Origin of the sequence: Bowmanella yangjiangensis, from assembly GCF_017255015.1 — a bacterium.
In the GTDB taxonomy this organism is placed as follows: domain Bacteria; phylum Pseudomonadota; class Gammaproteobacteria; order Enterobacterales; family Alteromonadaceae; genus Bowmanella; species Bowmanella yangjiangensis.
In genome coordinates this window covers 64154-84793 of sequence record NZ_JAFKCS010000017.1, presented here as the reverse complement: position 1 = coordinate 84793, position 20640 = coordinate 64154, and the positions used below count along the sequence as shown (strand labels likewise).

Sequence of the window (20640 nt, the reverse complement as noted above, 5' to 3'; positions counted from 1 at the left end):
GCGTTTACCTCTTTATCGCAATGGGAGGATAGTACCGAGTTTTGTCATTTCAGGACAGGGCAAGATTGTGAATAGATATATCGGCAGGACAAAATACGGCAGCGCCGAGTGACGCTGCCGGGGATTTTACTTATTGGTGGCGGATTTCATGCCTGCGACAAATTCGCTTAAACGGGTCAGCATCATGGCTTTATCATCCAGATGTTGCTCAATGATCTTAACTGTTGCAGAGCCGGCAATGGCACCGGCAGCGCCAGCCTCTATAGCGGCTTTAACCTGCTCGGGCTTAGAAATACCGAAGCCCAGAATGGGTTTGGCTGCCCCCACGTCATGCAGCTTGCTGATAAGGTCAGATGCCGGCATATCGGCGGCGGTTTCTGTTCCTGTTACCCCGGCTCTGCCAAGCAGATAGGTATAGCCGCTGGACAGCTCGCCAATCTGTTGCAAGGTGGCTTGAGAGGCATTGGGCGGCGCTATCAGGATTTGCTGAATGCCATGGGTCTTGGCGGCAGCCATAAAGGGTTCAGCCTCTCGAATCGGTACATCGGCAATCAGAATTGAATCAACGCCTGCTTCGGCCGCCAGTCGGTAAAACTCATCAATACCGGGCGCCAATACTAAATTACTATACAGTAACAAACCGATGGGAATGTCTTTATGGTGTTCTCGGATGCGATGAATAATGGCCAGACAGTCACGGGGCGTGACGCCTTTCTCCAAGGCGCGAATGGCGGACTTCTGGATAGTCGGGCCATCGGCGATGGGATCGGAAAAAGGAATGCCAAGCTCAAGGGCATCGGCACCGCCAGCTACCAGGGCTTCCACTACCGCCAGGCTGGTTTCTACATCCGGGTCACCCAAGGTCACAAAAGGAACGAAAGCGCCTTGCTTTTCGCTTTCCAGGCGCTGGAACATCTGTGCATATCTATCCATTGTGGGTATCCCCTTTCAAAAACTGCTGTACGTGAGCCAGATCTTTATCGCCGCGACCTGACAGGTTAACCACAATCAGGGTTTCCTCTTCAGCGGCGTCCGCCATATTCAGGGCATGGGCCAGCGCGTGGGAAGATTCCAATGCCGGAATAATTCCCTCTTTGCGGGCCAGCAACTGGAAGGCATTCAGTGCTTCTTCGTCGGTGACCGATTCATAGGTGGCGCGGCCTATATCATGTAAATAGGCATGCTGCGGGCCAACGGCGGGGTAATCCAGACCGGCCGATACGGAGTAAGACTCTTCAATTTGGCCTTCCGGCGTTTGCATAATGTAGCTGTAGGCACCATGCAGAATGCCTTTGGTACCCTTGGCAATGGCAGCACCATGCTCATGGGTATGTAAACCTTTACCGGCGGGCTCAACACCAATAAGTTGCACTTCTGGGGTATCAATAAAGTCAGCAAAAGCACCAATGGCGTTAGAGCCACCACCCACACAAGCTACGAGCGCATCGGGCAGGCGACCTTCTTTTTCCAGGATCTGGGCGCGAATCTCTTCGCCAATCATCTTATGGAATTCCCGCACTATGGTGGGGAAGGGATGAGGGCCTGCCGCGGTGCCGAGCAAATAGTGGGCATCCTGGTAGCTGGCCGACCAGTCGCGCAGCGCTTCGTTTACCGCATCTTTGAGGGTACCAGAACCTGCGTTAACCGGAATCACTTCGGCACCCATCAAACGCATACGGAACACATTGGGAGCCTGACGCTCAACATCTTTGGCGCCCATATAAATACGGGCCTTCAGTCCCAGTAGCGCACAGGCCAGGGCGGTGGCCACACCGTGCTGGCCGGCGCCGGTTTCGGCGATGACCTGAGTTTTACCCATACGTTTGGTCAACAGGGCCTGACCTAATACCTGATTGGTTTTGTGCGCGCCGCCATGTAACAAGTCTTCGCGCTTCAGGTACAAGGTGACCTTGGGGTTACTGACCAGGTTACGTGTTTTAGTTAATGGCGTAGGACGTCCGGCATAGTCATTCAGCAGGCTTTTAAATTCCTGTTGAAAGTCCGGGTCCTGCTGCGCGTTGAGAAAGGCCTGCTCTAATTGATCCAGGGCCGGAATTAGCAGTTCGGGTACGTACATGCCGCCGTAGTCACCGAATTTGGTGGATAGCTGTTTACTCATCAGTAGTCTCTTAATTGGGTAAATAGTTGCTGTAATTTTTGCTGGTCTTTCACGCCTGGGCGGCTTTCTATGCCGGAGTTTACATCAAGTAATGCCGCTCCGGTGGCTGCTGCCTGTTTTATATTGTCGGGGCTAAGTCCGCCGGCCAGCGCCAGTTTGGTCTTATCGCTGATGCTGCCCAGTAATGCCCAGTCAAATTGCTGGCCGGTACCGCCAAAGCTGTTGCCTATCTGGCAATCCAGCAGGTAGTGGTCAACCAAGGGGTTATCCATTTCGGGCAGGCTGGTGGTCACCCCCAGCGCTTTCCATATTTGGCAATCTGCAGGCAACTGCCCACGCAGGGCGCGAATGTAGTCGTCGCTCTCCTGACCATGTAGCTGCACAGCCACCAACTTCAGTTGGGTGGCAAATTGGGTGACCTCTTCCAGCGGTGCATTGACGAATACCCCCACGTAATGAAAGGGTACTTGCTCTACTATGGCTTGCGCTTGAGTCTGGCTGATACGGCGTTTGGACTGCTCAGCAAAGATAAGCCCGCCATAACTGGCACCTGCGGCCTTTACCGCCTTAGCATCTTCTACACTGGTTAAACCGCAGACTTTTACCTGACCGAACAGCAGCTCTTGCACGGCTTGGGTTAAGTCCTGCTGGGCCATTAGCGAACTGCCGACCAGAAAACCATCGGCCAGCGGTGCTAAACGCAGGACATCCTGATGGGTATAAATACCCGACTCGGAAATCACCAAAGCGTCTTGGGGTAACAGTGGCGCGAGTTTTTCCGTGGTTGCCAGGTCAGTACTCAGGTCACGCAGATTACGGTTGTTGATGCCGATAATTTTAGCGCCAAGGCGTGCCGCGCGGTGCGCTTCCTCTTGGTTGGATACTTCGGTCAGTACATCCAACTGGTAATGTTCGGCTAGCTCGGCCAGCTCTTGATACTGTGCATCATCCAGCACCGACAACATCAGCAATATGGCGTCAGCGTTATAGTAACGAGCCAGATGCACCTGGTAGGGGTCGATAAAAAAGTCTTTGTTCAATACCGGCTGGCTGACCCGCTCGGTGACATACTGCAGATAGTCATAGCTACCTTGAAAATACTTCTCATCGGTGAGCACCGAAATCGCCGCGGCATAAGGCTTATAGGCAGCCAGGATCTCATCCAGATCAAATACAGGTCTTATCAACCCTTTGGAAGGCGACGCCTTTTTACATTCAAATATAAATCCGGCCTGAGGCTGGCTTAAGGCCTCGAACATACTCTTGTTTGAGGGTGTCAGGCCATCGATAAAACTTTCCAGCGGCAGCGCCTGTTTGCGGGCGATAAGCTCCTGGCGTTTATCTGCGACAATTTTTTCCAATACGTTGGCCACAATTTACTCCTGACTGATGGCAGCGCTTAGTTGAATTAATTCCAGAGCCTTTTGGCCTTGCATGATATCCATCGCCATTTCCGCGCCTTGGGCGAAATTGTCGGTTTTCCCCATCAGGGTTAACAGCGCGCCGGTGTTGATGGCCACCGCTTGGCAATGGGCGACTTGGCCTTTGCCGCTTAGCAGCGCTTCAATCATGCGTTTATTGTCTTGTGGCTCAGCGCCGGTAATGGCGCTAATGGGCTGCTCTGGCAGGCCGAAATCACTTGGGGTTAGGGTGAATTCGCGAATTTCGCCATCTTCCAGGCTCGCTACTTGGCTTGGGCCATGCAGGGCAAATTCGTCCAAACCGCTGCCATGTACCACCATGGCCTTTTGATAACCCAGCAGTTTTAAGGTTTCGGCAAAGGGCCTGACCAGTTCGGGTAAATAAACGCCGATCAGCATATGGCTGGGTTTGGCCGGATTAACCAAGGGGCCCAGCAGATTAAATAAGGTGCGAGTTTTTAATGCGGTTCTGACCGGCATGGCATGGCGAATCCCGGCATGGTAACTGGGGGCAAACAAAAAGCACAGACCGGATTCATCCAGACAGCGCCTGGCTGTGTCTGCGCTCATGGTCAGATTCAGGCCAAACTCGCGGAATAAATCCGCCGAGCCTGACTTACTGGACACGCTACGGTTGCCATGTTTGGCCACTTTAATGCCGCAGGCAGCGCCAACAATGGCACTGGATGAGGAGATATTCAGGGTATTAAATCCGTCCCCACCAGTACCGACAATATCGGCAAACTCGTAATCAGGGCGCGGGAAGTGGGCCGCATGGCTAACAAGTGCTGAGGCGGCACCGGCAATCTCAGCCGGGGTTTCACCACGCACTTTCAGGGCCGTCAGTACCGAGGACAACACGATGGGATCCATGTTGCCTTCAATTACCTCGCTGAACAATCTGAAGCTTTCCTCCTGAGTCAGGGGCTGCAAGGCGTAGAGTTTTTCTAACTGGTCTTGCATCTTGTTTATCCTTGTTGGTTGCACAGATAGTCAATGCTTTGGGTTAGCAACTGACTACCCTGGGAGGTTAAAATAGACTCCGGGTGGAATTGGAAGCCCAGCATATTGTCTCGTGCCTGGTAGACTGCCATAGGCACCTGCTGATAATTGGCCAGTACCTCCAGCCCTTCGGCCAGTTTGGTGGCCATCAGTGAGTGATATCGAGCCACGGGAAGCGGATGCGGCAGGGTTTTGAACATTTTGTCCTGGCAGTGGTTGATGGCGGAGGATTTACCATGCATTACTTCGCCGGCACGACCCACTTCACCACCATAGTGTTCAACAATGGCCTGGTGGCCAAGACAAATGCCCAGTACCGGGAATTTCCCTTGCACTAGCTTTAAAAGCGCCGGCATACAACCTGCTTCGCTGGGGGTGCCTGGGCCAGGGGAGAGCATTAACAAGGCATAGCCCTGGCAGGCCTGCATCTGATTGAAAATAAATTCGGCATCCAGATTGTTACGATACACGGTCAGGTCAAAGCCCAGACAGCGCATTTCGTCCACCAGGTTGTAGGTGAAAGAGTCAAAGTTATCGAGCAAAAAAACGTGGGGCTTGTTCATGCCAACTTCTCCTGATGCGCATCAACAATGGCACGCAGTACCGCCTGGGCTTTACTGCGGGTTTCATTGGCTTCGCTGACCGGATCCGAGTCATACACCACACCGGCGCCAGCCTGCACGTAGGCGGTACCTTGCTTCACAAAAGCAGAGCGAATGACGATGCAGGTGTCCATATCGCCCTGACTGTTCAGATAGCCTACAGCGCCGCCATAGCTGCCTCGGCGCTGTTTTTCTACTTCACGAATCAGTCTGGCGGCGGATACTTTGGGGGCACCGACCAGCGTGCCCATATTCATACAGGCTTGATAGGCGTGCAGTGCGTCGAGATCCGGGCGAAGCTGACCCACTACACGGGAAACCAGATGCATCACCTGTGAATAGCGGTCGACCTTGAGTAAGTCCTTCACATAACGACTGCCGGGTACGGACACTCTGGCAATATCGTTACGGGCCAAATCCACTAACATCAGGTGCTCGGCTTTTTCCTTTTCGTCTTCGCGCAGGTTCAGCTCGATGCGGCTATCCAGATCCATATTGATACTGCCATTGGGATTAAAGCCCCGTGGTCGGGTACCGGCAATGGGATAAACCTCTACCTGATTGCTCTGGCTGCAGTATTTGAGGGCCGACTCAGGTGAGGCACCGAAAATACAAAAAGCCTCATCTTGCAGGAAGAACATATAAGGGCTGGGGTTTTGTTGTTTGAGTTTAGCGTAGGCAAGGTGCGGATCGGGGCAGGGTAGGCTGAACGTTCTGGACGGCACAACCTGAAAAATATCACCGGCCAGAATATGTTCTTTCAGTGCGCGTACATCCTGTTGATAGATCTCATCGCTTTTATCCACGCTAAGCTGCTCGCGGCTGACCCGGGGCACAGCCTGCTGATGATAGCTGCCGCCTTGTATTAGTTGCTGGTTAAGCTGCTCTAAGCGCTGGCTGACAGCAAAGTAATTTTGCGCCACATTGTTGCCCGAAAATACGCTGCCGATGATATCGGTAGTCTGGGTTTGATGGTCTATCAGAATCAACGTTTCGGCCAGGTAGAACACAAAGTCCGGGCAGCTGTTAGCGCCATTGGGCACATCTGGCAGGGCTTCAAAACCTGCCAGTAAATCGTAGGCAAAGGCACCGCCGAGGAATACCGCATGGGGATGCTGACGCAGTGGCTGCACCTGATTGACCAGGGTGCGGAGGCTATCAAATACCGATTTAGCTTTAAGGCGGTTGTCTTCATCCAGTTGGCGGTCAGCCGCAGCGAAAGTCAGTGTCAGTGCGTCATCACTGGTTTGTTGAACCTGGCTGGCATGACTTTGACTGACCAACAGCGGCAACAGGGCTTTACCGTTATCGGTAAGCGCCTGCACGGTAACTGTGTGGCCGTGACAGGTGAGTTTAAGGGCTGCATCGACCAGTAGCAGGCTTTTGAGGTCGTCTTTGCTGTCGATTTCTGCCGATTCCAACAACAGGCTGTTCGCCTTGTTATGGCACAGCTGTTGATAGAGATTTAAAGGGTTCGCCTGATACTGGCTTGAGACAATCAGGGTCTCGACCTTCCCTGGTTGCTCACTTAATTGCGCTAAACTCATGTTCCCGTTCCGATAGTATAAAAACAAAAAAGGCCCGCAGATGCGGGCCTTCAGAATGCTTTTCCAAGCACAAACGCACACAGCCCGCTAGTTCGGGTTGTGCCACCACCAAATTGTGTTGATTGCGTTGATGTTCATGGATTCTTTGCCTGAATGAGGTACGCTGTTCGTACCAAATTGTTATAATCTTGATGCTTTATAGAAGAAAACAAAATAGATGTCCTGTCAATAGCCAATGTGGGAAAAGATGAAAATAGATTTGCACAGCCACACTCATCATTCTGATGGGGCCTTATCTCCCCGTGAATTGGTGGACAGAGCGCATAACATGCAGCTCGATGCGCTGGCCATAACCGACCATGATACGGTTGCCGCCATTGAAGAGGCTAAAGTTTACCAGCAAACGCAAAAAAGGCCGTTGTGGCTGATCCCTGGGGTAGAGATATCTACCCGTTGGCATGGCTTTGATATTCATGTGCTGGGACTGAATCTTAATCACCAGGATCCCAAACTGCTGGAGCGCTTAGCAGGCCAGAGCGAAGCGCGTGAAAAGCGTGCCCAGGAAATGGCGGAAAAGCTCGCTAAGGCCGGTGTTGAGGGCATCTATGCGGACGCCAAAGCCCTGGCTGGCGTAGGGCAATTAACCCGTTCCCACTTTGCCAGGGCGCTGGTTAAACGGGGCGCGGTAAAAGACCATGAGGATGCGTTTAGAAAGTATCTGGGTAAAGACAAGCGCGCCTTTGTTAAACCACAGTGGCCGGAAATTCCCGACGCTATTCAGTGGATCCAGGAGGCGGGGGGCAAAGCCGTGCTGGCCCATCCGGCCAGGTACGATTTATCTGCCAAATGGTTGCGCCGTTTGCTGGTGTTTTTTGCTCAGTCGGGTGGCCATGGGATGGAAGTCACCCACCCGCAATTAGCGCCGGATATGAAGCGCCAGCTCGCCAGCTATGCCAAGGAATATGGACTGCAAGCCTCTGTGGGTTCGGATTTCCATTTTCCCGGCCGCTGGACGGAGCTTGGTCGCAACTTGCAGATGGATCCTGAGTTAGTGCCGGTTTGGCAAAGCTGGTCGGCACCGGCAAGCGCTACAGAGTAAGCGGGTAAAGCGCAAAAAGCGCTTGCCATGCCAATCACTTATGCCACCATTAGGGTATCTGTGTTTACTGAGCCAGTGAATGAGTCAGTTTTTTTATGTCCATCCGGACAACCCTCAACAACGCTTGATGAAGCAAGCTGTGGATATGATAAAAAATGGTGCCGTGGTGGTGTATCCCACCGATTCTGGCTATGCCATAGGTTGTCATCTCGACGACAAGCAAGCTCTTGAGCGTATTATTCGTATTCGCGAGCTGGGTAAAGATCATAACTTTACGTTGATGTGTCGCGATATGTCGGAATTGTCGGTGTACGCCAGAGTAGATAATCAGGCCTTCCGGCAGATTAAAAACAACACCCCTGGGGCCTATACCTTTATTTTGAAGGCCACCAAGGATGTACCGAAACGCCTGCATCACCCTAAGCGCAAAACCATTGGTATTCGTGTGCCGGATAACCGTATTGCCTTGGCGCTGCTCGAAGAATTGGGCGAGCCGTTAATGTCTACCTCGCTGATTTTACCTGGTAACCATGTGGCCGAGTCGGACCCGGAAGTTATCCGCGATATGCTGGAAAAGCAGGTAGATCTGATCATAAATGGTGGCCATCTTGGCGAACATCCCACCACCGTACTGGATCTTTCCGAAGGTGAATGTGTGGTGATCCGTGAAGGTGAGGGAGACGTTTCCGCCTTTGTCTGAGCCCCTGGACCCACCCAATGACAATCTGACCCGAGGGCCGGTGCAGCAGCCGCTGCCACTGGCCTTTGTGCATGGCGAAGCCTTCCTGGAAAGGCCTGAAGACCTGTATATTCCCCCTGACGCCCTGGAAGTGATTCTGGAAAGCTTCGAAGGGCCTCTGGATTTATTGCTGTATCTGATTCGCAAGCAAAAATTCGATATTGCCAGCCTACCTGTCCTACAAATTACCCGTCAGTACATGGAATATGTTGAGGTCATGAAAGACCTTAAACTGGAGCTGGCCGGTGAGTATCTGCTGATGGCGGCCATTCTTGCTGAGATTAAGTCCAGGGTACTGCTGCCCAGACGAGCTGATGCGCCTGAGGACGAGGAAGACCCAAGAGCTGAGCTGATTCGTCGCTTGCGTGAATACGAAGCCATTAAACAGGCCGCTCAAGAGCTGGATACCTTGCCGCGTCAGGAGCGAGACTTTTTCCTGGCGGGCGCCCAGACCAGTGATAATTGTCAGCCCATCCGTATTCTACCTACGGTCACGTTGCAGGAATTGGTATTGAGTTTTCAGGATGTACTGACGCGTGCTGCTGCCTTTGAGCATCACCATATTAAACGCGAAGCACTCTCTACCAGGGAGCGTATGAGTGCCATCTTGGAAAGACTGGATGGCGAAGAACAGTTTGTCGCTTTTGTTGCTTTGTTTACCCTGGAAGAGGGGCGGGCTGGTGTGGTGGTGACCTTTCTGGCCGTACTGGAGTTGGTGAAAGAGTCGCTGATTGAGCTGGTACAAGCTGCTCCCTATGCCCAGATCCATGTAAAAGCCCGCCAACAACTGGAGGATGCCTATGGCGCGGATATCGAATGAGCAGCTAAAACAACTGGTGGAAGCGGCTATTTTTGTGGCCGATGCCCCCATTAGTGCCGAGAGATTGCAAGAAACCGTGCTGCTGGATTTAAACGTCGGTCAGAAACGTCTGAAAAGCATACTGGATGAGCTGCAACTGGATTATCGCCCCCGCGGCGTGCAGTTGGTAAAAGTGGCCAGTGGCTATCGTTTTCAGTCCATGGACAGTCTGGCCCCTTGGCTGTCCAAACTTTGGCAGGAGCAAGCGCCCCGTTATTCCCGTGCCTTGCTGGAAACTCTGGCATTGATTGCCTATCGCCAGCCCATCACCCGTGGCGAGATTGAAGATGTACGCGGGGTATCGGTCAGCTCACATATCATTAAGACCCTCAGCGAACGAGGCTGGATTAAGGTTGTCGGGCACAAAGAAGTGCCGGGCCGCCCCGCCTTATATGCGACAACCAAAGCTTTTCTGGATTACTTTTCCCTCGGCCATCTGGACGAATTACCCTCAGAACTGGACTTTGCTGCGCTTGCTGATCCTACTGCAGTGCATAGCGAGCAAAAACTGGATAACGAAGAGCTACACTAAGGCTGGTGCATAACCAGCTTGGCGAGTAGAATAGCGGCCTTTTTAACGCTAATGTTCATTGGGAATATGGCGAACGCGAGGCGCACGTGAGCGAAAAACTGCAGAAGGTACTGGCCAATGCCGGTGTCGGATCCCGTCGGGAGATGGAAAAGTGGATTACCGGAGGCCGGGTGTCTGTTAATGGACAACTTGCCACGCTGGGTCAACGGGTTGAAGCCGAAGACAAAATTCGGGTTGATGGCAAGCTGTTGGATATCCAAACCGAGAAGCCCATTTGCCGGGTGTTGATGTACAACAAGCCGGAAGGGGAACTCTGCAGTCGTAGCGACCCGCAAGGGCGTTCCACAGTTTTTGACCGTCTTCCTCGCATTAAACAAGGCCGCTGGATTGCCGTTGGTCGTCTGGATATCAACACCAGCGGATTGTTGCTGTTTACCAACGATGGTGAACTGGCTAACCGCCTGATGCACCCCAGTCATGAAGTGGAACGCGAGTACGCAGTGCGCGTATTTGGCGAAGTGACAGATGACATGATTCGTCGACTGAAAACCGGCGTTAAGCTGGAAGACGGGGATGCCAAATTTACCACTATTCGTCGCCATCCAGGTGATGATGAAAGCATGAACCAGTGGTTTAATGTCACCTTAAGCGAAGGTCGTAACCGCGAAGTTCGCCGTATGTGGGAATCCCAGGACGTTAAAGTTAGTCGTCTGATCCGCGTACGTTACGGTGATATGGAATTAGAAAAGCGCCTGCCACAAGGTGCCTGGGTTGAGTTACAGCTTAAGGACGTTAACGCCTTGCGTAAACTCGCTAAGCTGCCTCCGGAAAAAGAAACCTTGCTGGCCGCCGAGGATAAAAAGCGCCTGGATCACGTGCGCATATCCCGTATGCGTCGTGCCGTACGTAAGCACCAGATAAACAAAAAACAGTAAGCCATAGGCCGCTTTCGCGGCGCTTTAGTGACGGGCACCCCTGTCCGTCGCACACACCCTTGTTGGAGCGGTTATGCAAACAGTTGTCGTCAGGCATTGGTATGGGTTTGGCTTGGCACTGCTTACGGCGGTGCTGTGGGGCATGTTGCCAGTTGCGCTTAAGCTTTGTCTGGAAGTGATGGATGCCATCAGCATCACCTGGTACCGCTTCACTGCGGCGGCGCTGGTGGTGGGTTTGATGCTATACAAAGCCAAAGCTTTTCCTCCCATGCGCGCTATCAGTCGCAGCAATAACTTTTTGATCGCTGCCGCAGCCATAGGCCTGATTGCCAACTATGTACTTTACCTGCAAGGGCTGGAATACCTGAATCCTGAAACGGCTCAGGTGGTGATCCAACTGGCTCCATTTCTGTTAATGGTAGGTGGGATCATCATCTACAAAGAGCATTTTAACCGCCTGGAAACCGTGGGCGCTTTGATTCTGGTGTCCGGACTGATGCTGTTTTTTAATGACCGTTTGCCCGTATTGTTCAATTCATTGGGCGAATACACCCAGGGTGTACTGTTGATTGTGGTGGCGTCTATCACCTGGGCCTGGTACGCCTTGTCGCAAAAGGTGTTACTCAAAGCTGTCACCGCCAAACAACTGACCCTGATTCTATACTGTGCCGGTGGACTGGCGTTGTTGCCGTTTTCTGATCTGGCCTCGGTAACTCAGCTTAATACCTTGCAGGTGTTTGCGCTGTTGTTCTGCTGCGCCAATACCGTAGTGGCTTACGGTGCGTTTACCGAAGCGCTGAATGTCTGGCATGCTTCTAAGGTCAGCGCCGTGATTGCACTGGCTCCATTGTTTACCTTTGCCAGCATGGAAATGGCCGTGTGGATTTGGCCAGATCATTTTGTCGCCAGTGAACTGGATAAATGGGCCTATATTGGCGCCGGTATGGTGATGCTTGGCTCCATGTTAGCGGCTGCTGGTAAGGCCAAAGTGAAAAAAGACTGATGCTGCACATTCTGCTGCATGGCCTGATCCCGCTGTTGATTGCTCTAAGCCTTGCCGGTAAACAGTGGCGAAGCGCCTTTGTTATTATGATGCTGACTATGCTGGTGGATCTTGACCATTTACTGGCGACCCCCATTTATGACCCTGAGCGCTGCAGTATTGGCTTTCACCCTTTGCATCAATGGCCGTGGTTTATCTTGTATGGGGTGTTGGCTTTGTTACCCAAGACGCGCTGGATTGGCGTGGGACTGGTGATCCATATGTTGTTGGATTGGCAGGATTGCTATTTTTAAGGCAAGGACAGGGTAGATATGGCAGGTAGCCTATTGGGCCACCTGCCATTGATCAAATGCTTAGGGCACAACCACAATTTTGCAGCCGTTAGTCGCCCCTTCGGTTTCCATTTCATCGCCGTAGGTCATGATGAATTGATCGCCAGACTCAACCAGATTCAATTCTTGCAAACAGGCAATCACGTCATTCTTCAACTGACCAGGTACGCTACCTGTAGAGTCAAAGTACACCGGCTTGACGCCGCGATACAAGGCCATCACATTCAAAGACTGCTGATGACGGGATAACCCATAAATTGGCAGGCTGCTGGTAATACGAGACATCAAACGCGCAGTACCGCCACTTTCCGTCAGGGCGACAATGGCCTTGATGCTGGATAAGTGGTTAGCTGCATACACAGCTGATAGGGCTGTGGTTTCGCTGATTGAGCTGAAATGCTCGTCGATACGGTGCTTGGATATTTTCACGCTGGGGTGAGTTTCTGCCCCTTCACACACACGCGCCATGGCTTTTACCGTTTCCACCGGGAATTGACCGGCGGCAGTTTCGGCCGACAGCATTACCGCATCGGTACCATCTAGCACGGCGTTCGCCACGTCCATCACTTCGGCACGGGTTGGTAGCGGGCTGGAAATCATCGACTCCATCATCTGGGTGGCAGTGATCACCACTTTATTCAGTTGGCGGCTGCGAGAGATCAACTTCTTCTGTACACCGACCAATTCGGCGTCACCGATTTCCACACCCAGATCGCCACGGGCTACCATCACGGCGTCACTGGCTAAAATGATGTCATCGATAGCTTCATCGCTGGCAACAGTTTCAGCACGCTCTACCTTGGCGCAAATTTTGGCATGGCAACCTGCCGCTTCGGCCAGTTGACGGGCATAGCGCAGATCATCGCCATTTCTGGGGAAAGACACCGCCAGGTAATCCACGCCCATCAACGCCGCGGTTTTAATATCTTCTTTATCTTTGTCTGTCAGGGCTTCGGCTGACAATCCGCCACCTTGGCGGTTAATGCCTTTGTTGTTGGACAACTTGCCACCAACGGTCACTTTGGTGTGTACCTTATTACCCACCACTTCTGTCACCTGTAGTTGAATACGTCCGTCATCTAACAGCAGAATATCACCAGGGTTAACGTCTTGAGGCAGGGCTTTGTAATCGATACCCACTTGCTGCTGATCGCCTTCATCACGGCCAAGATCGGCATCCAGAATAAAATTTGCACCTACCGCGAGATCAACCGGGCCATTAGCAAATTTGGCTACACGGATTTTGGGACCTTGTAAGTCGCCTAAAATGGCAATGTACTTACCCAATCGCTTAGCAGCTGCGCGAACCCGCTTAGCGCGATTAATGTGATCTTCGGCGGTGCCATGGGAGAAGTTCATACGCACTACGTTAGTGCCGGCGGCAATAACGGCTTCAATTCTTTCATCTGTGTCGGTGGCGGGGCCCAGTGTCGCAACGATCTTGGTTCTTCTTAACATGTTTTGATTCGCTCGCTTTTTGGCAGGTCGGGCTAATGGTCCGACCCAGTTGGATCTCTGAAGGACAGTGTACAGCACTTATTGCTGTAATTTTATTACAGAATTCTAGCGAAAAACATGTTGCCTGTGAAACTTTTTAACAGAATATCTGGTAGGAACAGCTACAGGCTCGCCAGAATTGGCCTGGCGTTGGCGGTTAACCAACACCTTTACCTGTTAACCCTGTTTTTTGTCGTATCGGGACTCGCGCAGGGTGTCTTTCACTCGTTTGAGGTTCTCACGGAATTTGGTACCGCGACGCAAGGTAAAGCCAGTTGCTAGTACATCAATCAGGGTTAATTGGGCGATACGTGATGCCATTGGCATGTACATATCAGTGTCTTCTGGCACATCCAATGAAATAACCAGGCTACACTCTTTCGCCAGAGGGCTGTCTTTGGAGGTAATACCTATTACCGTGGCATCATTACCACGGGCAATCTGAGCGATTTCAACCAGGCTTTTGGTGCGGCCGGTGTGAGAAATCAGCACCACCACATCTTCTTCTGAGCTGTTCATACAGCTCATGCGCTGCATCAGAATGTCATCGAAATACACCACAGGTACATTGAAACGGAAAAACTTATTCAGGGCGTCATGGGCTACCGAGGCAGACGCACCGAGGCCGAAGAATGAAATCTTCTGCGCCTGGGTAAGCAAGTCCACCACGCGGTTGATGATATTGACGTCCAGAGATTGGCGCGCAACTTCCAGCGCAGCCATAGTAGATTCGAATATCTTCTTGGTATACTCATCCGGCCCGTCGGATTCCTCAACGTGACGGTTCACATAGGGTGTACCATTGGCCAGACTTTGCGCCAGGTGCAGTTTAAAGTCGGGGAATCCCTTGGTGTCCAGGCGGCGACAAAACCGGTTAACGGTGGGCTCGCTGACATTAGACATCTTGGCCAGCGTGGCAATGCTGGAGTGTATGGCCGTCTGCGGGTTGGCCATAATAACTTCCGCGACTTTACGTTCAGACTTGCTGAACAAGGCTTGGCTTTGGCTGATTTTTTCAAGAATGTTCATAGGCGCTGCAGAATCTACTTATAATTGTAAGAGTCTATTTTTGTAAGTTTTTGACAGATTTGCTAGCTTTTTCGCCCACTTTCGTGGGAATGCTTGGCAGGCCTGCGTAAAAACTTACAAGTCAAGTTGTAATTTTACTACATTTGATGTTTACTAACGGGAAGTTTACCAAGTCAACCGATGGTTATTTAGTAAATTTACCGCGTTTTGGTAATTTTTTTGATTTTATTTTAATCGGGTTGAAACCACATGGTGTTGGAAAATACTGTTGAACCTTGCGACTTTGTGATCTTTGGTACCAAAGGGGACCTGGCACGTCGCAAACTCTTACCATCTTTATACCAGCTTGAAAAAGCGAATCTGGTACACAGTGATACCAAGATTATCGGCGTAGCGCGTCACGAGCATAGTGACGAGGAATACGTAGCCATGGTCCGGGAAAATATTGAGAAATTCAGCGGTGAAACACTGTGTGAGAATACCTGGAACCGTTTCTCTGCCAAGCTGGACTATGTTTGTCTGGATATGCAGGATGCGAAAAGCTACGACTCGTTCAAAAGCCATGTTAATGCAGCCCGCACTATGGTCTGTTATTTGGCTACTCCGCCTTCTATTTATGGCGATATCTGTAAAGGCTTGAATGAAGCCGGCATTATTGACCCAAGTATGCGTGTGGTGCTGGAAAAGCCCATAGGTCATGACCTGGCAACGTCCAAAGTCATCAACAACCAAGTTGCTGAGTATTTTAACGAGAATCAGATTTACCGCATCGACCACTATTTGGGTAAAGAAACGGTACTGAACCTTATTGCCCTGCGTTTCGCCAACAGTATTTTTGCTACCAACTGGGACCACAACTGTATCGATCATGTACAGATCAGTGTGGCTGAGTCCGTAGGTATCGAAGGGCGCTGGGGTTACTTTGACGAAGCGGGACAAATGCGTGACATGGTGCAAAACCACCTGTTGCAGATTCTGACCCTGATTGCCATGGAGCCGCCAACGACATTGGATGCTGACAGCATTCGTGACGAAAAGCTCAAAGTACTTAAAGCGCTGCGCCCCATCAACAGCGGCAATATCAGCGAGAAGACCGTTCGTGGTCAGTACACCGGTGGTTTTGTTAAAGGTAAAGAAGTCCCGGGTTACCTGGATGAGCCGGATGCCAACCAAAAAAGTGAAACAGAGACCTTTGTTGCACTGAAAGTGGAAGTGGATAACTGGCGCTGGGCGGGTGTGCCCTTCTATTTGCGCACAGGCAAGCGTATGCCGACTAAGGTCAGCGAAATTGCTATCTACTTTAAGCCGCAGCCGCATAACTTGTTCAAAGACAGTTTTGCCAAACTGCCACCGAATAAGCTGACCATCCGTTTGCAGCCAGATGAAGGGGTGGAAATCACCGTGATGAACAAGGTGCCAGGCTTGACCGGTTCCAGTTCCATGAACCTGCAAAAATCCAAGTTGAACCTGAGTTTCTCGGAAACCTTCGGTGATGAGCGTATTGCCGATGCTTACGAAAAGCTGCTGCTTGAAGTGATGATAGGTAACCAAGCGCTGTTTGTGCGTCGTGATGAAATCGAACAAGCCTGGACCTGGGTTGACAGCATTATCGGTGCCTGGGAAAGCAGCAACGAGCCACCTGAGCCTTATCAGGCGGGTACCTGGGGACCTGTTGCGTCTATCGCTTTGATGGCTCGCGATGGTCGCGCTTGGTATGAAAGCAAGCTAGGAAGTAAGAGATGATAGAGTCTAACTTCCCGTCGGTAGACGCGTTAAATAGCGGCTTCGCTGCAAAAATTGCCGACGTGCTGCGCGAAGGTATTGCCGCGCGCGGCAATGCCAGCTTGATTGTGTCTGGTGGCCGTACCCCACAGGGGATGTTTGCCCAGCTGTCTGAACAAGACCTGGATTGGTCCAAGGTGGTGATCAGCCTCGCCGATGAGCGCTGGGTGGATGCCTCGGATGACGCCAGCAATGAGAAGATGGTGCGTGGCCATTTACTTAAAAACAAAGCCGCAGCGGCGCGCTTTGTTGGTTTGAAAAACGCTGCCGACAGTGCCGAGCAAGGTGTGGCAGGCTGCGTAAGCGAAATTAAACAGATTCCAGTGCCTTTTGATGTCGTGATCTTGGGCATGGGCGAAGACGGGCATACCGCATCCTTGTTCCCATGTTCAGCGCAAATTGCGCAGGGGCTGGATCTCAACTATCCACAGCCATATTTGGCCGTACAGCCAACCACAGCGCCTCATTGGCGTATGTCGTTGTCTCTGGCCGCGCTGCTGGATAGCCGAAAGATATTTTTACACCTGACCGGTGAAGGCAAGAAGGTCGTGCTTAATCAGGCACTGGCCGGTACAGATGAATTTGAGATGCCCATACGCGCGGTACTGAAACGTGCCGATGTGGAATTGGTGTGGGCACCCTAGGAGAGAACTATGCATCCCACCATCCAGGAAGTTACCGAGCGCATTATTGAGCGAAGCAAAGCGACGCGCGCTGAGTATCTGGCCAAAATTGAAAAAGCCCGTCGTCAGGGGCCGCATCGCGGCGTGTTGTCTTGTGGCAACCTGGCGCACGGTTTTGCCGCCTGTAACAGCGACGACAAAGCCAGCTTGCGCAGTATGACTAAAGCTAACGTGGCCATTATATCTTCTTACAATGACATGTTATCCGCGCACCAACCTTATGAAAGCTATCCGCAGTTAATTAAGGAAGCGATTCTTGAGGTGGGCAGTGTGGCGCAGTTTGCCGGTGGCGTACCTGCCATGTGCGACGGCGTGACACAAGGTAACCCTGGTATGGATCTCAGCCTGATGAGCCGTGACGTGATCGCGCAATCTACGGCTGTGGCACTTTCTCACAATATGTTTGATTCAGCACTGATGCTGGGGATCTGTGACAAGATCGTGCCTGGATTACTGATTGGCTCGCTGGCCTTTGGTCACCTGCCAACCGTGTTTGTGCCGGCCGGCCCCATGCCTTCCGGTATTCCGAATAAGGAAAAAGCCCGGGTACGTCAGGCCTATGCTGAAGGCAAGGCAACCCGTGAAGAGTTGCTGGAAGCTGAATCTAAGTCTTATCACAGTGCCGGTACTTGTACCTTCTATGGTACCGCCAACAGTAACCAGTTGGTGGTCGAAGTGATGGGCTTGCATTTGCCAGGTTCATCCTTTGTCAATCCAGGCACGCCGCTACGTGATGCCCTGACCCGTGCTGCGGCAGTACAGGCGACTCGTTTGACCGACCTGGGTGATAACTACATGCCTATTGGCCATATTGTCGATGCCAAGAGTATCGTCAATGGCCTGGTGGCACTGCTGGCAACCGGTGGTTCAACTAACCACACTATGCATTTGGTCGCAGTGGCACGTGCAGCGGGCTACCTGATTAACTGGGATGACTTCTCTGATATTTCCAATGCGGTACCTCTGCTGACCCGTATTTACCCCAACGGCTCGGCCGACATAAACCACTTTGTGGCGGCTGGCGGTATGGCACTGCTGTTCCGTGAGCTGCTGGATGCCGGCTTGTTGCATAACGATGTTAACACTATCTGCGGCAAAGGCCTGGAGCAGTACACCAAAGAGCCAGCGCTGGAAAACGGTGAACTGGTATGGAAAGACGGCCCGAAAACCTCCCTGGATACCTCGGTATTCTCATCGGTGAGTACGCCGTTTAAACCTGACGGTGGTCTGGCGGTACTGAACGGGAATCTGGGCCGCGGCGTAATTAAAACCTCGGCACTGCGCGATGGTAAAACCCATATCAAAGCCCCGGCTGTGGTGTTTGAAGACCAGTTTGACCTGGATCGCGCCTTCAAAGCCGGTGAGTTGGACAGAGACTGTATCGTGGTGGTGCGTTTCCAAGGGCCAAAAGCCATTGGTATGCCCGAATTACACCGCCTGACACCACCTCTTGGTGTGTTGCAAGACCGTGGTTATCAGGTCGCCCTGGTCACCGACGGCCGTATGTCAGGCGCGTCAGGTAAGGTCCCAGCAGCTATCCATGTAACCCCAGAAGCTTATGACGGCGGACTGCTGGCCAAGGTCCAGGACGGCGACATCATTGAGCTGAATGCCGAAAATGGTGAACTGACCCTATTGGTAGATGACGCTGAATTGGCTCGTCGCGAGACGAAGTTGGCGTCCTTGGACAACCACTTACAAGGTATGGGGCGTGAGCTGTTTGCCGGTATGCGCGCCAGCTTAACCGGTGCCGAAGAGGGCGCCTGTTCCTTGTTTGTTAAGCAGGTACAAGCGCTATGACAGCCCAATTTGTGGCAGACGTAGGCGGCACTAATATTCGCCTGGCGCAAGTGGTTGACGGTCAGATTACACAGGTTAAAAAGTATCTGTGTAATGACTATGCCACTATCGCCGATGCCATTCGTGCTTATACACAAAACTTTCCAGCGCTTAAGTTTGCCGCAGGTTGTATTGCCATTGCCTGTCCGGTAGACAAAGACCTGATCAAAATGACCAACCACAACTGGCAGTTTTCCAAGTCGGCCCTGAAAGCTGAGCTGGCCTTGGATTGTCTGGAAGTGATTAATGATTACACCGCCATTGCCATGTCGCTGCCAGTGTTGACCGACGAGCAGAAGGTACAAATCGGTGGCGGCCAGGCGCAGGCTGGACAGAATATTGCGGTGTTCGGCCCTGGTACAGGTTTAGGTGTCGGTCATCTGACTGCTATCGAAAGCGGTTGGCAGTGCCTGGATGGCGAAGGCGGTCATGTGGACTTCGCCCCCATCGACGAGCTGGACTTGGTTATCTGGCGCTTCTTGAATAAAAAACATGGCCATGCATCTGCCGAGGAGATCCTCTCTGGTCGCGGTTTGGTGCAGGTCTATCAGGCCCTGGCTGAACACGCGGGGCAGAACGCTGAGCTTAGCGAGCCTGCTGATATCACGCAAAAAGCCTTAAGTGGTGAATGTCAGTTGTGTCTGGCGACACTGCAGCAGTTTTGTCGGGTGATGGGCAGCTTCGGTGGCAATTTGGCGTTGAATCTGGCCACTTTTGGCGGTGTATATATCGCCGGGGGCATAGTGCCGCGCTTTGTTGATTTCTTACGTGACAGTGAATTCCGTCAGCGTTTTGAAGCAAAAGGGCGTTTCAAAGACTATGTGGCAGCCATTCCCACATTTGTAATTACTGAACCGGATCACGGCCTGATTGGCACGGCCGCTTACTTGACCCAGCATTTTAAAGGTTAATCTCGATGACTAAAGATTGGATGATTTCTTCCGAGCAACTGTTCGCTCAAGGACCTGTGGTACCTGTGCTGGTGATCAAAGATGTGGCGCATGCCGTGCCCTTGGCCAAAGCCTTGATTGATGGTGGCATTCGTGTGCTGGAAGTGACACTGCGTACGCCAGCCGCCATTGACGTGATCCGTGAGATTGCTGACAAAGTACCTGAAGCCTTAATTGGGGCCGGCACTGTGACTAATGCTGCGCAGCTTAAGCAAGTGGCCGAAGCCGGGGCAAAGTTTGCTATCAGCCCAGGACTGACAACTGAACTGTTGGAAGCCGGAAATGCCTCTAAAATCGCCTTGATCCCAGGAATTTCTTCAATTTCTGAGCTGATGAAAGGCCGTGATTTGGGCTATACCCATTTTAAATTCTTCCCGGCCGAAGCGTCTGGTGGCATTAAAGCATTAAAATCTATTGGTGGCCCCTTCCCGGATGTGGTGTTCTGCCCAACCGGTGGTATAGGTGCAAATAATTATTTGGATTACCTGGCGCTGCCGAATGTGCGTTGCGTAGGTGGTTCATGGTTGGCCCCTGATGATGTGGTGGCTGAGGGTAACTGGGCCAAGATCACTGAGTTGGCTAGCCAAGCGGTGAAAGGTGCCGCCGCGGTAGACAGTGCGTCAGCCTAAGCAAAAAGACAATAAAACAAAGCCGGCAACAGCCGGCTTTA

At 52.0% G+C, this 20640-nt stretch carries 20 protein-coding genes; 12 read left to right on the top strand and 8 right to left on the bottom strand.

The features are described from left to right. Positions 1-126: 126 nt before the first annotated feature. The 6 genes from trpA to J0A65_RS15885 are packed head-to-tail and all read right to left on the bottom strand — an operon-like array spanning position 127 to position 6691. On the bottom strand, positions 127-933 hold the full coding sequence (gene trpA, locus J0A65_RS15910; RefSeq protein ID WP_206595313.1) for a tryptophan synthase subunit alpha: 807 nt from the start codon (positions 931-933) through the stop codon (positions 127-129). Next, complete coding sequence (trpB, locus tag J0A65_RS15905; protein WP_206595312.1) at positions 926-2119, bottom strand: tryptophan synthase subunit beta; 1194 nt, start codon at positions 2117-2119, stop codon at positions 926-928. The genes trpA and trpB overlap by 8 nt, the downstream gene beginning before the upstream one ends. After that, the gene (trpCF, locus tag J0A65_RS15900) at positions 2119-3492 is read right to left on the bottom strand and encodes a bifunctional indole-3-glycerol-phosphate synthase TrpC/phosphoribosylanthranilate isomerase TrpF (RefSeq protein WP_206595311.1); all 1374 of its coding nucleotides are present in this window, start codon (positions 3490-3492) and stop codon (positions 2119-2121) included. Before trpCF ends, trpB begins: the two co-directional genes overlap by 1 nt. 3 nt (positions 3493-3495) lie before the next feature. Next, on the bottom strand, positions 3496-4503 hold the full coding sequence (gene trpD / locus J0A65_RS15895) for an anthranilate phosphoribosyltransferase (RefSeq protein WP_206595310.1): 1008 nt from the start codon (positions 4501-4503) through the stop codon (positions 3496-3498). A gap of 5 nt (positions 4504-4508) precedes the next feature. Next, a complete protein-coding gene (locus tag J0A65_RS15890; RefSeq protein ID WP_206595309.1) occupies positions 4509-5105 on the bottom strand; it encodes an aminodeoxychorismate/anthranilate synthase component II in 597 nt (198 codons plus the stop codon). Continuing rightward, positions 5102-6691, bottom strand: a complete 1590-nt coding sequence (locus J0A65_RS15885; RefSeq protein ID WP_206595308.1) for an anthranilate synthase component 1 — start codon at positions 6689-6691, stop codon at positions 5102-5104. The genes J0A65_RS15890 and J0A65_RS15885 overlap by 4 nt, the downstream gene beginning before the upstream one ends. A gap of 247 nt (positions 6692-6938) precedes the next feature. Here J0A65_RS15885 and J0A65_RS15880 point away from each other — a divergent pair, with 247 nt between their 5' ends. From J0A65_RS15880 to J0A65_RS15850, 7 genes are all read left to right on the top strand, one after another. Further along, complete coding sequence (locus tag J0A65_RS15880) at positions 6939-7790, top strand: PHP domain-containing protein (RefSeq protein WP_206595307.1); 852 nt, start codon at positions 6939-6941, stop codon at positions 7788-7790. A 79-nt stretch (positions 7791-7869) separates the two neighbouring features. Next, on the top strand, positions 7870-8490 hold the full coding sequence (locus J0A65_RS15875; protein ID WP_206595306.1) for an L-threonylcarbamoyladenylate synthase: 621 nt from the start codon (positions 7870-7872) through the stop codon (positions 8488-8490). After that, positions 8483-9349: a segregation and condensation protein A gene (locus J0A65_RS15870; RefSeq protein WP_206595305.1), complete on the top strand. Its 867-nt coding sequence runs from the start codon at positions 8483-8485 to the stop codon at positions 9347-9349. Before J0A65_RS15875 ends, J0A65_RS15870 begins: the two co-directional genes overlap by 8 nt. Beyond that, on the top strand, positions 9330-9920 hold the full coding sequence (scpB, locus tag J0A65_RS15865; protein ID WP_206595304.1) for an SMC-Scp complex subunit ScpB: 591 nt from the start codon (positions 9330-9332) through the stop codon (positions 9918-9920). Before J0A65_RS15870 ends, scpB begins: the two co-directional genes overlap by 20 nt. Before the next feature lie 86 nt (positions 9921-10006). Next, positions 10007-10855, top strand: coding sequence for a 23S rRNA pseudouridine(2605) synthase RluB (gene rluB, locus J0A65_RS15860; RefSeq protein ID WP_206595303.1), 849 nt, complete (start codon positions 10007-10009; stop codon positions 10853-10855). Between the two features lie 73 nt (positions 10856-10928). Continuing rightward, positions 10929-11858 carry a DMT family transporter gene (locus J0A65_RS15855; RefSeq protein WP_206595302.1) on the top strand — a complete coding sequence of 310 codons (930 nt, stop codon included), beginning with the start codon at positions 10929-10931 and terminating at the stop codon, positions 11856-11858. Continuing rightward, positions 11858-12151: a DUF6122 family protein gene (locus tag J0A65_RS15850; RefSeq protein WP_206595301.1), complete on the top strand. Its 294-nt coding sequence runs from the start codon at positions 11858-11860 to the stop codon at positions 12149-12151. The genes J0A65_RS15855 and J0A65_RS15850 overlap by 1 nt, the downstream gene beginning before the upstream one ends. Positions 12152-12211: 60 nt before the next feature. On the opposite strand, the gene pyk is transcribed toward J0A65_RS15850, so the two are convergent. Beyond that, the gene (gene pyk, locus J0A65_RS15845; protein WP_206595300.1) at positions 12212-13648 is read right to left on the bottom strand and encodes a pyruvate kinase; all 1437 of its coding nucleotides are present in this window, start codon (positions 13646-13648) and stop codon (positions 12212-12214) included. Positions 13649-13864: 216 nt separating this feature from the next. Next, positions 13865-14716 (bottom strand): MurR/RpiR family transcriptional regulator, encoded by an 852-nt coding sequence (locus J0A65_RS15840; RefSeq protein ID WP_206595299.1) that lies wholly within the window; start codon positions 14714-14716, stop codon positions 13865-13867. A 249-nt stretch (positions 14717-14965) separates the two neighbouring features. On the opposite strand from J0A65_RS15840, the gene zwf reads away from it, so the two are divergent. The 5 genes from zwf to J0A65_RS15815 are packed head-to-tail and all read left to right on the top strand — an operon-like array spanning position 14966 to position 20599. Beyond that, positions 14966-16459, top strand: coding sequence for a glucose-6-phosphate dehydrogenase (gene zwf / locus J0A65_RS15835; protein ID WP_206595298.1), 1494 nt, complete (start codon positions 14966-14968; stop codon positions 16457-16459). Beyond that, positions 16456-17142 carry a 6-phosphogluconolactonase gene (gene pgl, locus J0A65_RS15830; RefSeq protein WP_206595297.1) on the top strand — a complete coding sequence of 229 codons (687 nt, stop codon included), beginning with the start codon at positions 16456-16458 and terminating at the stop codon, positions 17140-17142. Before zwf ends, pgl begins: the two co-directional genes overlap by 4 nt. Before the next feature lie 9 nt (positions 17143-17151). Further along, positions 17152-18981 (top strand): phosphogluconate dehydratase, encoded by a 1830-nt coding sequence (gene edd, locus J0A65_RS15825; protein WP_206595296.1) that lies wholly within the window; start codon positions 17152-17154, stop codon positions 18979-18981. Beyond that, positions 18978-19931, top strand: a complete 954-nt coding sequence (locus J0A65_RS15820) for a glucokinase (RefSeq protein ID WP_206595295.1) — start codon at positions 18978-18980, stop codon at positions 19929-19931. Before edd ends, J0A65_RS15820 begins: the two co-directional genes overlap by 4 nt. A 5-nt stretch (positions 19932-19936) precedes the next feature. After that, the gene (locus tag J0A65_RS15815; protein WP_206595294.1) at positions 19937-20599 is read left to right on the top strand and encodes a bifunctional 4-hydroxy-2-oxoglutarate aldolase/2-dehydro-3-deoxy-phosphogluconate aldolase; all 663 of its coding nucleotides are present in this window, start codon (positions 19937-19939) and stop codon (positions 20597-20599) included. The last annotated feature ends 41 nt before the right edge of the window (positions 20600-20640 follow it).

Bases quoted from the DNA above. Each gene is read 5' to 3' on its own strand.
- trpA (WP_206595313.1), bottom strand. From the start codon at position 933: ATGGATAGATATGCACAGATGTTCCAGCGCCTGGAAAGCGAAAAGCAA.
- trpB (WP_206595312.1), bottom strand. From the start codon at position 2,119: ATGAGTAAACAGCTATCCACCAAATTCGGTGACTACGGCGGCATGTAC.
- trpD (WP_206595310.1), bottom strand. From the start codon at position 4,503: ATGCAAGACCAGTTAGAAAAACTCTACGCCTTGCAGCCCCTGACTCAG.
- J0A65_RS15890 (WP_206595309.1), bottom strand. From the start codon at position 5,105: ATGAACAAGCCCCACGTTTTTTTGCTCGATAACTTTGACTCTTTCACC.
- J0A65_RS15885 (WP_206595308.1), bottom strand. From the start codon at position 6,691: ATGAGTTTAGCGCAATTAAGTGAGCAACCAGGGAAGGTCGAGACCCTG.
- J0A65_RS15880 (WP_206595307.1), top strand. From the start codon at position 6,939: ATGAAAATAGATTTGCACAGCCACACTCATCATTCTGATGGGGCCTTA.
- J0A65_RS15875 (WP_206595306.1), top strand. From the start codon at position 7,870: ATGAGTCAGTTTTTTTATGTCCATCCGGACAACCCTCAACAACGCTTG.
- scpB (WP_206595304.1), top strand. From the start codon at position 9,330: ATGGCGCGGATATCGAATGAGCAGCTAAAACAACTGGTGGAAGCGGCT.
- J0A65_RS15855 (WP_206595302.1), top strand. From the start codon at position 10,929: ATGCAAACAGTTGTCGTCAGGCATTGGTATGGGTTTGGCTTGGCACTG.
- J0A65_RS15850 (WP_206595301.1), top strand. From the start codon at position 11,858: ATGCTGCACATTCTGCTGCATGGCCTGATCCCGCTGTTGATTGCTCTA.
- pyk (WP_206595300.1), bottom strand. From the start codon at position 13,648: ATGTTAAGAAGAACCAAGATCGTTGCGACACTGGGCCCCGCCACCGAC.
- J0A65_RS15840 (WP_206595299.1), bottom strand. From the start codon at position 14,716: ATGAACATTCTTGAAAAAATCAGCCAAAGCCAAGCCTTGTTCAGCAAG.
- zwf (WP_206595298.1), top strand. From the start codon at position 14,966: ATGGTGTTGGAAAATACTGTTGAACCTTGCGACTTTGTGATCTTTGGT.
- pgl (WP_206595297.1), top strand. From the start codon at position 16,456: ATGATAGAGTCTAACTTCCCGTCGGTAGACGCGTTAAATAGCGGCTTC.
- edd (WP_206595296.1), top strand. From the start codon at position 17,152: ATGCATCCCACCATCCAGGAAGTTACCGAGCGCATTATTGAGCGAAGC.
- J0A65_RS15820 (WP_206595295.1), top strand. From the start codon at position 18,978: ATGACAGCCCAATTTGTGGCAGACGTAGGCGGCACTAATATTCGCCTG.
- J0A65_RS15815 (WP_206595294.1), top strand. From the start codon at position 19,937: ATGACTAAAGATTGGATGATTTCTTCCGAGCAACTGTTCGCTCAAGGA.